Origin of the sequence: Nocardia sp. NPDC059229 (assembly GCF_042754165.1) — a bacterium.
Lineage (GTDB): Bacteria > Actinomycetota > Actinomycetes > Mycobacteriales > Mycobacteriaceae > Nocardia.
Genome location: NZ_JBHZAK010000015.1, coordinates 160,179 through 174,211 on the forward strand (window position 1 = coordinate 160,179; position 14,033 = coordinate 174,211).

Here is a 14,033-nt window from a genome sequence, read left to right on the forward strand (position 1 = left end):
TCGGAAAACGCCGGACCGCCTCGACACCCGCCGGGGCGGTCCCGATCCCGGCCTGGCCGCTGCTCCCCCGGTTGCTGCGCTACGAACGGCGCGTCTACCGCAGGGGCCGCGCCGCCGAAAAGGGCCTCAGCCAGTAGCCATTTCGCGCTGCACGGTGGTGGTGATCTCGGACGCCGTCAGGATCATGGCCACCAGGAAGTCGATGAGCTGGGCACGGTCGATGTCCAGCTCATCGCGTAGCCATTCGATGAGGATCTCCAGGCCGCCGTGGGCGACCGTGCGGGCGGCGAGCTCGGCGTGCACTCCCGTGACGGCGGCGTCGCCGAGCAGTTCGCGCCCCTGATCGAGCATGACCTGGGCAACCACGTCGATGAGTTCGGTACGGCGGCGGCGCAATTCGTCGGTGGTCTGCATGTCGATGGCCAGCCGGCGGCGGGCGGGATGATCGGCGATGGCGGTTACACCGGCCTCGATCACGGCCCGCAGGCGGATCCGGGTGTCGGCGGGCGCGGTGGCGATGACGCCCATGACCGCGGCGACGACCTCGGCCAGCTGTTCGTCGACCAGTTCGTACAGCAGCCGGTCGGTGTGGCTGTAGGTCTCGTAGAAGTAGCGATCGTTGAGCCCGGCGCGGGCGCACAGCGCGCGCACCTTCAAGCCGCCGATGCCCTCCTCCGCGATCACCTCCAGCGCGACTTCGCGCAACCGCTCGCGCCGCTGGCTCCGGCGCTCATCAGCGCTGAGACCGGCGTATCGGCCACGGGGTATGTCCACGGTTCCGCCCTGTCTGTTGCCATGCCGCAAGGTTTGGTGAAGACTATCACCAAAGTTCTGGTGATGTCCTTCACCAGAACCTGAACGCACCCAGGAGGCACGCAATGACGCGTTCCGAGTTGCCCGATCCGGTGATCTTCCGGGAGTTCCCGTTCAATATCGGGGTCAAGATCCTCGCCCCCGGAGATATCCGCCCGACCCCCGAGCAGCAGGCCGCTTACCGCAGGTTCACCGAAATGGGGGACCCACTGGCCGACGCCGTGGTCGAGATGTTCCGGCGGCTGCCGACCGGGCAGGGCCGGGCCATGTTCGAGACGGCCCTGGAGCGCGGCATCCACGCGGTGCCGGACGCGCCCGCCGAGCTGAAAGCCTTTTTCGCGCACATCGATTCGGTGCCGTTCTGGCTCGACCAGGACAAGATGGACCGGGCCGCGCGGGTCAGCGGCCGGGTCGGGCCGTGGGCGACCAACCTGGCCCTGTCCATGTTCTCGCTCAATGGCGGCTACCTCGCCTCACGGGCGGGCAAGGTGCTGGTCGGCACCGGCGGCCTGTCGGCCGAGACCATGGCGCCCCGCCGGGTCGTCGAGACCGCCACCTGGTGGATCGACGTGACCGCGCCGGGCGGACTGGAGCGGTTCGCGCCGGGATTCAAGAACACCGTGCGGGTGCGCATCATGCACGCGCAGGTGCGGGCGGGCATGAACCGGCGGCCGGACTGGGATTACGAACAGTGGGACCTCCCGCTCAACCAGTCCCTGACCGCGGGCACGCTGATGTTGTTCTCGCTGGCCACGATTGCCGGGTGCAATGCCGTCGGGCTGCGGTTCTCGAAGAAGGAGAAGGCGGCCGTCTATCACCTGTGGCGGTATGTCGGCCACGTGATCGGGCTCGATCCCGAGATCCTGCCGGCCGACGAGACCGATACCTGGCGGCTGCTGTGGCTGCAGGCCGACTACGAATTCCTGCCCGACGAGGACTCGCGGCGGCTGTCCAAAGCGCTGGTGTCCGCGCTCGGCCCGATCTACGGGTTCGACGGGCCCGGCCTGCGTTCCCGCGCACTGCGCTGGGCCTTCACCATGTACTCGGCCTCCTACAGCCGAATCCTGCTGGGCAAGACCAACTCCGACTTCCTGGAGATGCCCTACAGCCGCGTCTTCCTGGCGGCGGTGCTGGCCACGGCGGTCGTCAACGGCGTGCTGGAGGTGCCGCGCCGGATCATTCCGGGCGCGACCCGGCTGAGCGAGCGGCTGGGCCGCCGCGCCACCGAGCGCATGATGCGGCGGGCCGCCCTCGTGAACAACCCGGACCGCAGCTATGCCCGCCACGATCGGCCGGCCGAAACCCGCGCGGCCTGAACTTCTTACCGGCGGTAACCTACGCCGGGTAACCCTTGATGAAGGAATCTGGTCAATGAGCCTGCCGCCCATCCTGTCCGAGCGCCTGCGTCTGCCCGCGGTCGCCTCTCCCATGTTCATCGTGTCCGGGCCCGAGCTGGTGATCGCCCAGTCCAAGGCGGGCATCGTGGGTTCGTTCCCGTCGCTGAACGCGCGGCCACAGTCGCTCTTCAAGGAGTGGCTGGTGCGGATCGACGAGGAGCTCGCCAAGCACGACGCCGACAATCCGGAGCAGCCGTCGGCGCCGTACGCGGTGAACCTGATCGTGCACAAGAGCAATGACCGGCTGGAGGAGGACCTGGCCACGGTCGTCGAGCACCGGGTGCCGATCGTCATCACCTCGCTGGGCGCGCGCCCCGATGTCAATGAGGCCGTGCACTCCTACGGCGGCATCGTGCTGCACGACATCATCAACAATGTGTTCGCGCACAAGGCCGTCGAACGCGGCGCGGACGGCCTGATCGCGGTGGCGGCGGGCGCGGGCGGGCACGCCGGGCCCCAGTCCCCCTTCGCGCTGACCCAGGAGATCCGGTCCTGGTTCGACGGCCCGCTGCTGCTGTCGGGGTCCATCGCGCACGGCCGCTCCATCCTGGCCGCGCAGGCCGCGGGCGCGGACCTGGCCTACATCGGCTCGGCCTTCATCGCCACCGACGAGGCCAATGCGGTGCCCGGCTACAAGCAGATGATCGTCGACTCCGGCGCGGGCGACATCGTCTACTCCAACCTCTTCACCGGCGTCCACGGCAACTACCTGCGCGGCAGCATCACCGCCGCCGGCATGGATCCCGACAACCTGGGCCAATCCGACCCGTCCGCCATGGATTTCGGCACCGGCGAATCCGACTCCACCACGTCCGGAGCCAAGCCCTGGAAGGACATCTGGGGCTCGGGCCAGGGCATCGGCGCGGTCGACGCCGTGCGCCCGGCAGCCGACCTGGTCGAACGCCTCATCCGCGAATACGACGAGGCCAAGGCTCGCCTGCTGGCGCTCTGACCGAACCCGCTCCTCCACCGCGAAAGGGCGGGCGCACCCGCGCCCGCCCTTTCCCCGTTGCAGCTCAACGACTTTCCCGGGTAGCCATGCCGGGTCAGTTGTTCGCGTGCGTCTGCGAACCCTCGTTGAAGCCGACCAGTGGGAGCCGCAGGGCGGCCGGGGCGGTGGGCGGGACGACCGGGTTGCGGGGCGGAATCGGGGGTATACGGAGGTAGGCCGCACCGACCTCGGGGCGGGGGTCGGGCTCACCCTTGTTGGGCCACAACGAGAGTGCGCGTTCGGCCTGGGCGGTGATGGTGAGCGACGGGTTGACGCCGAGGTTGGCCGAGATGGTGGAGCCGTCGATGACGTGCAGGCCCGGGTGACCGTAGAGCCGGTGGTAGGCATCGACGACGCCGGTGGCGGGCGAGTCGCCGATGGCGCAGCCGCCCAGGAAATGTCCGGTCATGGGGATCTTCAGAATGCTGGAGCTGGCGCCGATGGGGATGCCGTCGATGGCGTCCGCCACCCGGCGGGCGACCTCGTGCCCGGCGGGGACCCAGGTCGGATTGGGTTGGCCCTCACCCTGTTTGGTAGTCATGCGGCGGCCGAACAACCCACGCTTGGTGTAGGTGGTGATGGAGTTGTCCACCGACTGCATGACCAGCAGACCGATGGTGCGCTCGGACCAGTGCCGCGAATTGTGCACCCGAACCGCGTCGCGAGGCCGACGGCGGGCCGCTCGCAACCAGAGCCGCCAGCGCGGGGTATCGCCCTGATCATCGACCATCAGAGTGCTCATCACGCCGAACGCATTGCTGCCCTTGCCATAGCGCACCGGCTCCACATGGGTGTCGTGGTCGGGGTGGATCGAGGACGTGATCGCCACGCCCTTGGTGTAATCCGCGTGCGCGTCACGGCTGCGCACGCCGAGCAATTCCTCGGAATTGGTGCGTGACAGATAGCCGAGCCGGTCGGAGATCCCGGTGAGCGAGCCCTGTCCCGCAGCCGGTGCAGCAGCCGCTGGGTCCCGAGCGAGGCGGCGGCGAAGATCACGTGCTCGGCCGTGAATTCGCGACGCTGCTTGCGGACCACGCGCCCGGTACGGACGGTCTCCACCGCGTAGCCGCCGCCGCTCAGCGGTCGCACATCGGTGACCGTGGTGAGCGGATGCACTGCGGCACCCGCCTTTTCGGCCAGGTATAGGTAATTCTTGACCAGCGTGTTCTTGGCATTGTGCCGGCAGCCCGTCATGCATTCACCGCAGTGGGTGCAGGTGCGCCGGTCCGGCCCGGCGCCGCCGAAGAACGGGTCCGGCACGTCCTCTCCGGGGCGGCGGCCGGGTCCGCCGAAGAAGACGCCGACCGGGGTGGGCTGGTAGGTGTCACCGATTCCCATCCCCTCGGCCACATCTCGCAGCACGCGATCCGCCGGGGTGGTCGCCGGATTGGCCGTCACGCCCAGCATGCGCTTGGCCTGGTCGTAGTGCGGGGCGAGCTCGTCCTTCCAGTCCGTGATGTGACCCCACTGCCGGTCCGCGTAGAACTTGTCCGGCGGCTCGTAGAGGGTGTTGGCATAGACCAGCGAGCCGCCGCCGACACCCGCACCCGCCATCACGAAGGTGTCGTTCAGCAGCGCCAGCCGCTGAATTCCGAAGCAGCCCAGGGCCGGGGCCCACAGGTACTGCCGCAGCCGCCACGAGGTCTTCGCGAACTCGTGGTCCTCGAAGCGGCGGCCGGCCTCCAGCACACCGACGCGGTACCCCTTCTCGGTCAGTCGCAAGGCGCTCACGCTGCCGCCGAAGCCGGAACCGATGACGAGGACGTCGTAGTCGAATCGCATTGCTACTCCTGGGATTCTGCGTGGGCGACCGGGGTGAGCCGGTAGTCGGCGGGGTTCAGGCGGCGGGTCGCACGGCGGTATCCGGTGACGGTGCCCGGCCAGTTGTTGGTGATGCGCCCGGCGGCATTGCGGTACCAGCTGGTGCAGAAGTTCCACACCGAACGATCCAGTCGCCCTTGGAGATCCGCGTCGTAGGCGGCCTCGACCTCGGGAAGTCGAGCACCTGGCCGGGTCGGCGGTTCAGCAGTTCGACGGCCTGTTCGAGGAGGACGAAGTCGTCGATCCCGGCGCGCGTCAGCTCGAGTGCCATGCCGAGGCCGCCGAAGCCGGTGCCGATGACGACGATCGACGGGCTGGTGGTCATGCGTCCCTCTCCTCACCTCGATGTGCTCGAGTCCGACGCTACGACCTGCGCATATCCCGTCATGAAAGAGCGACGGCCACAAAATCAACACTTTCGGCCATAATCGGTCCATGAGTACGGTCGAGGAGCCGGAGGTCCGGACCTGGAACTTCCCGCGCGGCACGGCCAGCGTCGCGGTCATGACCGAATTCGCCGGCGAGCACGGCGTCCCGGCCGCGCGGATGCTGGCGGGCACCGGCCTCACCGAACGACAGCTCACCGACGCCGAGACGCAGATCCCCGCCGAGACCGAACTGGCCTCCTACCGCGCGCTGCTCGACGAGGTGCGCCGCACCCTGGCCGAGGAGATGCTGGCCGCGACGCCACTGTCGGTGGACGACATCGCCATTCGGCTCGGATACGCCGAGGCCACCCCGTTCATCCACGCGTTCAAACGCTGGACCGGCACCACACCGGCCGCCCATCGGCGCGCGCACCGCCGCGACTGAGCGGAAACAGCACGACCGAGCTGGAATCAGGCCGATTCCAACGCTGTCCGAAATCCTCCGGGCATCCCATAGTGCAGACCTGCTGTACTGCGCTTTTCGACCTGGAGGCCCCTGGTGAACAGTCCCAATCCCGCGCCGGAGACATCCGCCGCCCGGCCGTCGTGGCCCGACGCCCTCGGGCGCCGTGTTGATTTCAAGATCCAGGTCGGTGCCGACTGGTGGTCGGTGATCGTGTCGGGCGTGGTGACCGTGCTCGCCGTGTTCGACGTGCTGCCGAAGATTCCGTGGTGACGCCGTGAGTGACACCGCCGTGAATTTCGGGAAGAACGCCGAAACCTACTCCGGGGCAACCGACTTCGACGAGCACTCGGGTCCGCTCACCGTTGGCCGCCTGCTCGGCTACGTCCCCGGCATCCTGCTGCTCATCGCGGTCGGCGTGCTCGGCAAGTACGCGCAGATCTGGTGGAACACCGCCGCCAAGCATCAGCACTGGACCGTCCCCGATATCGAATACGTGCTGTGGGCCATCCTGATCGGCCTGCTCATCACCAATACCGTTGGCCTGCACCCGATCTTCCGGCCCGGTATCGGCACCTACGAGTTCTGGCTCAAGGTCGGCATCGTGGCGCTCGGCTCGCGCTTCGTGCTCGGCGATGTGGCGAAGCTGGGCGGTACCAGTTTCATCCAGATCCTGGTCGACATGACCGTGTCGGGCGCGATCATCCTGGCGGTGGCGCACTGGCTGGGTCTGTCCGGCAAGCTCGGATCGCTGCTGGCCATCGGCACCGCCATCTGCGGGGTGTCGGCCATCATCGCGGGCAAGGGCGCGATCCGGGCCCGCAATTCCGATGTCGGCTATGCCATCGCGGCCATTCTCGCGCTGGGCGCGGTCGCGCTGTTCGCGCTGCCGCCGCTCGGGCACGCCATCGGGCTCAGCGATCACGAGTTCGGGCTCTGGGCGGGCCTGGCCGTGGACAACACCGCCGAGACCACCGCCACCGGCTATCTGTTCTCCGACGAGGCGGGCAAGATCGCGGTACTGGTGAAGTCCACCCGCAATGCCCTGATCGGGTTCGTGGTGCTGGGCTTCGCGGCCTACTGGGCCGCGCGCGGCGAGGCCGAGGCCATCGCGCCCGGGCTGCGGGCGAAGGCGGAGTTCGTGTGGTCCAAGTTCCCGAAGTTCGTGCTGGGCTTCCTGGCCCTGTCCGCGGTGGCCACCTTCCACTGGCTGAGCAAGCAACAGGTCACCAACCTGGCCAATGTGTCCCGCTGGGCCTTCCTGCTCACCTTCGCGGGCGTCGGGCTCAATACCAATATTCGCGAGCTGGCCCGCACGGGTTGGCGGCCGCTGGTGGTCGCCGTGGTCGGCCTGGTGACCGTCGCGGTGGTCTCACTCGGGTTGGTGCTGTTCACCTCGCGCGTCCTGCATTGGGGTGTCGCGGGCTGAGGTTCGCGAGAAAGGGCCGGGATCCGTCGGTGGATCCCGGCTTTTTCTCGATGATCACGCGCCGCGGAGCAGCACCGGAGCGTCGGCCTCCTCGGTGAAACGCTCGGAGAGGAACCGCATGGCCGGTCCGGCGAAGGCCATCGCGCCGCCGATGTGTTCACGTCCCCGCATGGTGTGCATGGTGACGTCCGCACCCAGCGCCTCCCACTCCTCCGCGAGGCGCACAGCCTGCGGATACGGGATGACCTGCTCGCTGGTGCCGCCGGCCACCAGAACCGGTGTGGCGGGCGCGATTCCGCCCAGCCGGTTCTCCAGCAGACGGGCCTTGACCTCGGGCACGTCGAACGGGGGCCGGTGGCAGAAGGTCGAGACCTTCGTGGGCACGACCAGACCCACACCGATCCCGAGCACGGCCGCGGCGGCGACATGGGTGCGGCGGAACAGCGCGGCCAGGGCACGGCCCTGCGGCTTGAGGTGCTGCAGCACATTCAGTTCCGGATAGGCGGCCTCGATGCCGAGCACACCGTAGAAGAGCAGGAAGGCGTAGGGCGTGCCGTCCAGGAACTTCACCATGTCGACCATGTCGGCCGGCGCCGAGCCGACCACGCCGCCGGCGAGCGGCAGGTCAGGGGCATAGTCGGGCTGCAACTGCAGCGCCCAGCCCGCGGCATTGCCGCCCTCGGAGTAGCCGTAGACGCCCAGCGGGCCATCGGGATCCAGGTCCGCCTCGGGCAGCCGGCGCGCGGCGCGCATGCTGTCCAGGACAGCCGGACCCAGGGCGCGGCCCATGACGTACGGGTGCAGACCCGGAGTGCCCAGGCCCGGATAGTCGGTGATGGCGAGCGCCCAGCCGCGGCGCAGGGCGGCGTGGAGGAAGACCGATTCGTACTCCAGCCCGAACCGCAGCTGCCAGGACGCCGCGGCGACCGTGCTCGCCAGGCCCTGCGTGCCGACGGCGTACCCGACCAGCGGGCGCGAGCCGGGTCCGCGCCACGGCGTGTTCGGCACCAACACGGTGCCGCTGACCTGCGTCGGAGCCCCGCTGGCGGTGGTCGATGTGTACTTGATGCGCCAGGCGCGAGCAGGCAGCGGAACCCCGGGCAGCATCCGTGCGGTCATCGGTTCGGCGGCCAGCAGCCTGCCGGGTTCGAACGCACCGGGATACCCAGCACCGACCGCCGCCTCGTCGAGGCGGTTGGTGTTCGCAGTCATCGTTGCCTGCCCTTCTTGCACACACTCGCGTTATGCAGTTGTCGCACAACCGGACCTGAGGGGGGCGGCGTCAGCTGTCCCGGACAGTTCGGTCGAACGGAACCATACCCACTATGAGAGATCGCGACACCTCTTGTCACGACAACTCCCATTCGGTGGGACGGCGCATAGGAGTCAACGACCCCGTGACCTCGAAATACTCCCGGCCCCAGCCATGTTGGCGCAGTTGTGACTATTCCCCGCATCCTGTTGATTTCGGGCAGCACCCGTGAGGGCTCGACGAACAGCGCCGCGCTGCGCTCGATCGCCGCCGACGCCGGGTCCGACTTCGAGGCCGTTCGGTACCAGGGCCTGCTCGACCTGCCCGCTTTCATCCCCGGTGACGAGCCCGAGCCGCCCGTGGTCGAGGCCCTGCACCGGCAGCTCGCCGAGGTCGACGCGGTGCTGTTCTGCACCCCGGAATACGCGGGCATGATCCCCGGCAGCCTGAAGAACCTGCTCGAGTGGACGGTCGGCAATGCCGATCTCAGCGACAAGCCGGTCGCCTACGTGAACGTCGCCTACGAGGGCCGCGGTGAGGCCGCCGTGGCCACCCTGCGCACCGTGCTCGGCTACGTCGGAGCCGAGCTGGTCGAGGCGGCCTGCGGCCGCATCACCGTGCTCCAGAGCGGTATCGGACCGGATGGCCTGGTTGCCGATGCGGACGCCCGCGCCCGCCTGAATGCCGCCGCCCGCGCCCTGGCCGCGCATGCTGCCCACCCCGCCGAGCAGCTCACCTCGGTACAGCTCGACAGCTGACGCATCCCCTCGACCCGAAACGCCGAGTGGCACACCTTCGGGGTCTCCCGAAGGTGTGCCACTCGCCGAGGAAATCCGGTCAGTTGGTCTCGTCCGGGAATGCCTGCTGACGGTGGCCGCCGCGGAGGGTGCCCTCCAGGTAGGCCGCCTTGCAGGCGCGGCGGGCGATCTTGCCGCTGGAGGTGCGCGGAATCGAGCCCGCGGGAACCAGCAGCAGGTCCCGCACGGTGACGCCGTGGCGCTTGGCGATGGCCGCCCGCACGGTCTCGATGATCGGCTCCGGATCGAGCTTGGCCGCGCCGGTACCGCGTTCGGCCACGATGACCAGTTGCTCGGAGGCGGAGGCGGGCACGGCGGTGTCGACCGCGACGACCTCGGCCGGGAGTTGATCCCCCGCGACCGAGAAGGCCGCCACGAAACCCGGGCGCAGGGCGGTGCTGGACTCCTGGGCGGAGTACTCCAGATCCTGCGGATAGTGGTTGCGGCCGTCCACGATCACCAGGTCCTTGACGCGGCCGGTGATGAAGAGCTCGCCGTCGTAGTACGCGCCGAAGTCGCCGGTGCGCATCCAGTTCCCGTCCGCCGCTGCACCTTCCGCGCGGCTCGCGGGCTGCCGGGAGGTGAGCCTGTTGTGGAACGTGGCAAGGCTCTCCTCCGGACGGCCCCAGTAGCCGCGGCCGATGTTCCCACCGTGCAACCAGATCTCGCCGACCTCGCCCTCGGCCTTCTCCGCGCCGGTGTCCGGGTCCACGATGGCCGCCCACTGGGACTTCGCCACGTAGCCGCAGGACACCTGGGCCACAGCGTTTTCCGCGTACTCGTCGACCTCGACCATCTGCCCGGCATTGAGCCGGGTGCGGTCCACCCAGACCGTGCGGGCCTCGTCCTCGCGCCTGGTGGCGGAGACGAACAGCGTGGCCTCGGCCATGCCGTAGCAGGGTTTGATGGCGGTCTTGGGCAGGCCGTACGGGGCGAAGGCGTCGTTGAACTTCTGCATCGAGGTCACCGACACCGGCTCGCTGCCATTGATCAGGCCGATGACATTGGACAGGTCCAATTCCTCACCGGCCTTGGGCAATCCGCGGGCCGCGGCGTGCTCGAAGGCGAAATTCGGTGCGGCGGCGAAGATCTCGGCGCCGTCCTCCTGGGCAGCCAGCTCCTTGATCCAGCGGTAGGGCCGGCGCACGAAGGCGCTGGGCGACATGATGGTGATGTACTTGCCGCCGATGGTGGGCAGGATGACCGTCAGCAGCCCCATGTCGTGGAACAGCGGCAGCCAGGTGACGCCACGGGCCTTCTCGGTGATGCCGATGGCATCGATCATCTGCAGCAGGTTGGTGCCGACGGCCCGGTGCGTGATCTCCACGCCGGCCGGAGTACGGGTGGAGCCGGAGGTGTATTGCAGGTAGGCCACATCGTCCATCTGCAGGTGCGGCCGTACCCAGCTCTCCCCCACGCCGTCCGGGATCGCCTCGACCGCCACGATGCGCGGACGCTGCGGCGCGGGTAGGTGTTTGAAGATCTCGCGCACCCCGGAGGCGGCCGCACCGACCGTCAGGACGGCCGCGGGCATGCAGTTCTCGAGCACGGCGTACAGCCGGTCGGTGTGACCCTGCTCGTCCGGATCGAACAGCGGTACCGCGATATTGCCCGCGTACACCGCGGCGTACATGGCCACGATGTAATCGAGTCCCTGCGGCGCCAGGATGGCAACCCGGTCGCCCGGTTGCGTGACCTGCTGCAGTCGGGCGGCTACGGCGCGTAGCCGGATGCCGAAGCGATTCCACGTGATGTCGTGGTACTCGCCGTCGCGTTCGCGTGAATAGTCGATATAGCGGTAGGCGAGCTCGTCCCCGTTGGCCGCGGCGTGCTTGTCGAGCAGGTCGACCATGGTCTGGTTGTCAGGGATCTTGATGTTGCCGTGCTCGTCCAGATAGTCATCGATGGTCTCGCCGATCATTCCCTATCCTTTTTCAACTCACAGTCGTCGGAACTGTGCAGTGACACCGAACAAAGATCGACACGAAAGCCCGAATGTAGCTGGGGGCTGGGGAACTCTAGCAGGTGCCGGAATCCCGCGTCATCGTCTACGGCCGATGGAAGTACCGCGTACGGCCGGGGCGATCAGTAGCGGCCGAAAGCGATGGCCACGTTGTGCCCGCCGAAGCCGAAGGAGTTGTTCAGGGCGTAGTCGTAGCGACCCGGCCGGGCCTGGCCTTTCACCACGTCCAGGTCGATCTCGGGGTCCTGATTCTCCAAATTCAGTGTGGCGGGGATGATTCCGTCCCGCACGCTGAGGACGGTGATGATCGACTCCAGCGCGCCGACCGCGCCGATGGAATGCCCGAGAGCGGATTTCGGCGCGTACACCGCAGCGTGATTGCCAACGGCTTGCTTGATGGCGTTCGCCTCCGCGGTATCGCCGATCGGCGTGGCGGTGGCGTGCGCATTGATATGCGTGACATCGGATTTGGACAGGCCCGCGTACTCCATGGCGCGGGACATGGCACGCGCCGCGCCGGTGCCCTCGGGGTCGGGGGCGACCAGGTGGAAGCCGTCGGAGGTGACGCCCGCGCCCATGATGCGAGCGTGGATGGTGGCGCCGCGGGCCTTGGCGTGTTCCTCGGTCTCGATGACCATGAGCGCGCCCGCCTCACCGAAAACGAAACCGTCGCGGTCCATGTCGAACGGCCGTGAGGCGCCCTTGGGGTCGTGGTTGCGGGTACTCAAGGCGCGCATCATGGAGAACCCGGCGATGGGCAGCGCCTGAATGGAGCCCTCCACACCGCCGGTGACCACCATGTCGGCGTCGCCCATGACGACCATGCGCCAGGCATTGGAGATCGCCTCGGAACCGGACGAACAAGCCGAAACGGGCGTGGACACACCGGCCCTCGCACCCAGCTCGACCCCGACGGCGGCGGCCGCGCCATTGGGCATCACGGCCTGTACGGTGTGCGGCACCACCTTGCGATAGCCGCCGTTGACCAGCTTGTCGCGGGCGGACATGAGCATCTCCGCGCCGCCGAGGCCGGTGCCGATGGAGACGCCGAGGCGATCATGGTCCACCTCGGGGCTGCCGGCATTGGCCCACACCTCACGACCCAGCACCAGCGCCATCAGCTCGATGTAGGACAGGCGCCGGGCCTCGGCATTGGTGACCAGGCTGGTGGGCGAGACCTTGAGGTGACCACCGATGCGGACCGGTAAGCCGAAATCGTCGAGGAAGCTGTCCTCGAGGACGTCGATCCCGCTCTCCCCGTTGAGTAGCCCCTTCCACGTCGAGTCGATGTCGCCCGCGATCGAGGTGGTCGCCGCGAGCGCGGTGACAACGACGCTGGGGTACTGCCGGCGGTTGGGCGTCTGCATGTTCACTCTCCGTAGCAATGCTTCGGCGAACCAGCGTGCGATCCGCATGGCTGTCAATGACTGGTTTGGAACTAGCGAGCGGGCCCGGCCACGAACGCATCGGCGGGGTATGAAGCCAATATTCGGCGAACTGAGCTAGATTATCCGAGGCGGAGCCGATCAGTCTCGATAAGCGACACACGGGCATCCCTTTTCAACTCCACGGGTCCCCTCGCCGCGACGGCGATCGCCGGATCTCCAGCATTTCTCTCCTAACATCATTCCCCCAGCGCCGAGCCATTTCGAGGGAGGGCACAGGATCGTGGCCAGGAGTCTCACGCAGTTGGAGCTGCTCATCGAGCTGGAACCGATTGCCGAGCAGAACGTGAACCGTCACCTATCGATGGCCAAGGACTGGAACCCGCACGACTACGTGCCGTGGGATCTCGGTCGCAACTTTGCAGCTATGGCAGGTGTGGACTGGGAACCGGAGCAGTCGAAGCTCAGCGAGGTCGCCAAGGCGGCCATGGTGACCAATCTTCTCACCGAGGACAATCTGCCTAGCTATCACCGGGAGATCGCCGAGAACTTCTCCCAGGACGGGGCTTGGGGTACCTGGGTGGGCCGCTGGACGGCCGAGGAGAACCGGCACGGCATCGTGATGCGCGACTATCTGGTCGTCACCCGGGGTGTGGATCCGGTGGCGCTGGAGCAGGCACGAATGATTCACATGACCGACGGGTACAACCCCGCGCATCTGATCAGGAAGTACTCGGATACCGAGTTCATTCACGCCGATGCCGGATTTATGCATTCCGTCGCTTATGTGACATTCCAGGAATTGGCGACCCGGGTGTCCCACCGCAATACCGGCAGAGTGTGCGACGACCCCATCGCGGACCGCATGCTGCAGCGGATCGCCGCCGACGAGAACCTGCACATGCTCTTCTACCGCAACATGTGCGCCGCGGCCCTGGACCTCTCGCCCGACCAGGCCATGGATGCCATCACCAATGTCGTGGTGAGTTTTCAGATGCCCGGCCTGGGCATGCCCAACTTCCGCCGCAACGGCGTGCTGATGGCCAAGCACGGCATCTACGATCTGCGCCAGCACCTCGACGAGGTGCTGATCCCCAACCTCAAGCAGTGGAACATCTTCGAGCGCACCGACTTCGGCCCTGCCGGCGACCGGCGCCGCAACGAGCTCGGCGAATTCCTCGACAAGCTCCGCAGGGACGTGGTCCGCTTCGAGGAGCAGCGCGACCGCGCGCTGGCCCGCGAAGCCCAGCGCTCCAGCAAACCTCCGGTCCTCGTGGGCTGAATCATCCGGGGGCACGCCGCGGAGCGGGCCGGGCCCGCCCCGCCGTGTGCCGCGTCCACAGTCAGCACGACC

12 protein-coding genes and 1 pseudogene are annotated in these 14,033 nt (G+C 67.9%); 7 read left to right on the forward strand and 6 right to left on the reverse strand.

What is annotated here, in order from left to right; all coding sequences use genetic code 11:
- Nucleotides 1-126: 126 nt before the first annotated feature.
- On the reverse strand, nt 127-774 hold the full coding sequence (locus ACFXHE_RS30270; protein WP_379387826.1) for a TetR/AcrR family transcriptional regulator: 648 nt from the start codon (nt 772-774) through the stop codon (nt 127-129).
- Between the two features lie 104 nt (nt 775-878).
- On the opposite strand from ACFXHE_RS30270, the gene ACFXHE_RS30275 reads away from it, so the two are divergent.
- A complete protein-coding gene (locus tag ACFXHE_RS30275; RefSeq protein WP_379387827.1) occupies nt 879-2,129 on the forward strand; it encodes an oxygenase MpaB family protein in 1,251 nt (416 codons plus the stop codon).
- A 55-nt stretch (nt 2,130-2,184) separates the two neighbouring features.
- Nucleotides 2,185-3,162, forward strand: a complete 978-nt coding sequence (locus ACFXHE_RS30280; protein WP_379387828.1) for an NAD(P)H-dependent flavin oxidoreductase — start codon at nt 2,185-2,187, stop codon at nt 3,160-3,162.
- Nucleotides 3,163-3,256: 94 nt separating this feature from the next.
- Here ACFXHE_RS30280 and ACFXHE_RS30285 read toward each other — a convergent pair.
- Nucleotides 3,257-4,983, reverse strand: a pseudogene (locus ACFXHE_RS30285) (GMC oxidoreductase).
- A gap of 2 nt (nt 4,984-4,985) precedes the next feature.
- On the reverse strand, nt 4,986-5,141 hold the full coding sequence (locus ACFXHE_RS30290) for a hypothetical protein (protein ID WP_379387829.1): 156 nt from the start codon (nt 5,139-5,141) through the stop codon (nt 4,986-4,988).
- Between the two features lie 316 nt (nt 5,142-5,457).
- On the opposite strand from ACFXHE_RS30290, the gene ACFXHE_RS30295 reads away from it, so the two are divergent.
- The 3 genes from ACFXHE_RS30295 to ACFXHE_RS30305 all read left to right on the forward strand — a co-directional run bounded on the left by ACFXHE_RS30295 (nt 5,458) and on the right by ACFXHE_RS30305 (nt 7,282).
- Complete coding sequence (locus ACFXHE_RS30295) at nt 5,458-5,835, forward strand: helix-turn-helix domain-containing protein (protein ID WP_379387830.1); 378 nt, start codon at nt 5,458-5,460, stop codon at nt 5,833-5,835.
- A gap of 114 nt (nt 5,836-5,949) precedes the next feature.
- Nucleotides 5,950-6,126, forward strand: coding sequence for a hypothetical protein (locus ACFXHE_RS30300; protein ID WP_379387831.1), 177 nt, complete (start codon nt 5,950-5,952; stop codon nt 6,124-6,126).
- A gap of 4 nt (nt 6,127-6,130) precedes the next feature.
- On the forward strand, nt 6,131-7,282 hold the full coding sequence (locus ACFXHE_RS30305) for a YeiH family protein (RefSeq protein WP_379387832.1): 1,152 nt from the start codon (nt 6,131-6,133) through the stop codon (nt 7,280-7,282).
- A gap of 54 nt (nt 7,283-7,336) precedes the next feature.
- On the opposite strand, the gene ACFXHE_RS30310 is transcribed toward ACFXHE_RS30305, so the two are convergent.
- Complete coding sequence (locus tag ACFXHE_RS30310; RefSeq protein WP_379387833.1) at nt 7,337-8,494, reverse strand: lipase family protein; 1,158 nt, start codon at nt 8,492-8,494, stop codon at nt 7,337-7,339.
- A 228-nt stretch (nt 8,495-8,722) separates the two neighbouring features.
- Here ACFXHE_RS30310 and ACFXHE_RS30315 point away from each other — a divergent pair, with 228 nt between their 5' ends.
- Nucleotides 8,723-9,292, forward strand: coding sequence for an NADPH-dependent FMN reductase (locus tag ACFXHE_RS30315; RefSeq protein WP_379387834.1), 570 nt, complete (start codon nt 8,723-8,725; stop codon nt 9,290-9,292).
- Nucleotides 9,293-9,371: 79 nt separating this feature from the next.
- Here ACFXHE_RS30315 and fadD32 read toward each other — a convergent pair whose 3' ends face one another.
- Both fadD32 and ACFXHE_RS30325 read right to left on the reverse strand, forming a co-directional pair.
- Nucleotides 9,372-11,249, reverse strand: a complete 1,878-nt coding sequence (gene fadD32, locus ACFXHE_RS30320; RefSeq protein WP_379387907.1) for a long-chain-fatty-acid--AMP ligase FadD32 — start codon at nt 11,247-11,249, stop codon at nt 9,372-9,374.
- Between the two features lie 167 nt (nt 11,250-11,416).
- Nucleotides 11,417-12,661, reverse strand: coding sequence for a KasA/KasB family beta-ketoacyl-ACP synthase (locus ACFXHE_RS30325; protein WP_379387835.1), 1,245 nt, complete (start codon nt 12,659-12,661; stop codon nt 11,417-11,419).
- 301 nt (nt 12,662-12,962) lie between these two features.
- On the opposite strand from ACFXHE_RS30325, the gene ACFXHE_RS30330 reads away from it, so the two are divergent.
- Nucleotides 12,963-13,961, forward strand: coding sequence for an acyl-ACP desaturase (locus ACFXHE_RS30330; protein ID WP_379387836.1), 999 nt, complete (start codon nt 12,963-12,965; stop codon nt 13,959-13,961).
- The last annotated feature ends 72 nt before the right edge of the window (nt 13,962-14,033 follow it).

Excerpts from the sequence above, each read along its gene's own strand:
- ACFXHE_RS30275 (WP_379387827.1), top strand. The coding sequence starts at position 879 with ATGACGCGTTCCGAGTTGCCCGATCCGGTGATCTTCCGGGAGTTCCCG.
- ACFXHE_RS30280 (WP_379387828.1), top strand. The coding sequence starts at position 2,185 with ATGAGCCTGCCGCCCATCCTGTCCGAGCGCCTGCGTCTGCCCGCGGTC.
- ACFXHE_RS30310 (WP_379387833.1), bottom strand. The coding sequence starts at position 8,494 with ATGACTGCGAACACCAACCGCCTCGACGAGGCGGCGGTCGGTGCTGGG.
- ACFXHE_RS30295 (WP_379387830.1), top strand. The coding sequence starts at position 5,458 with ATGAGTACGGTCGAGGAGCCGGAGGTCCGGACCTGGAACTTCCCGCGC.
- ACFXHE_RS30325 (WP_379387835.1), bottom strand. The coding sequence starts at position 12,661 with ATGCAGACGCCCAACCGCCGGCAGTACCCCAGCGTCGTTGTCACCGCG.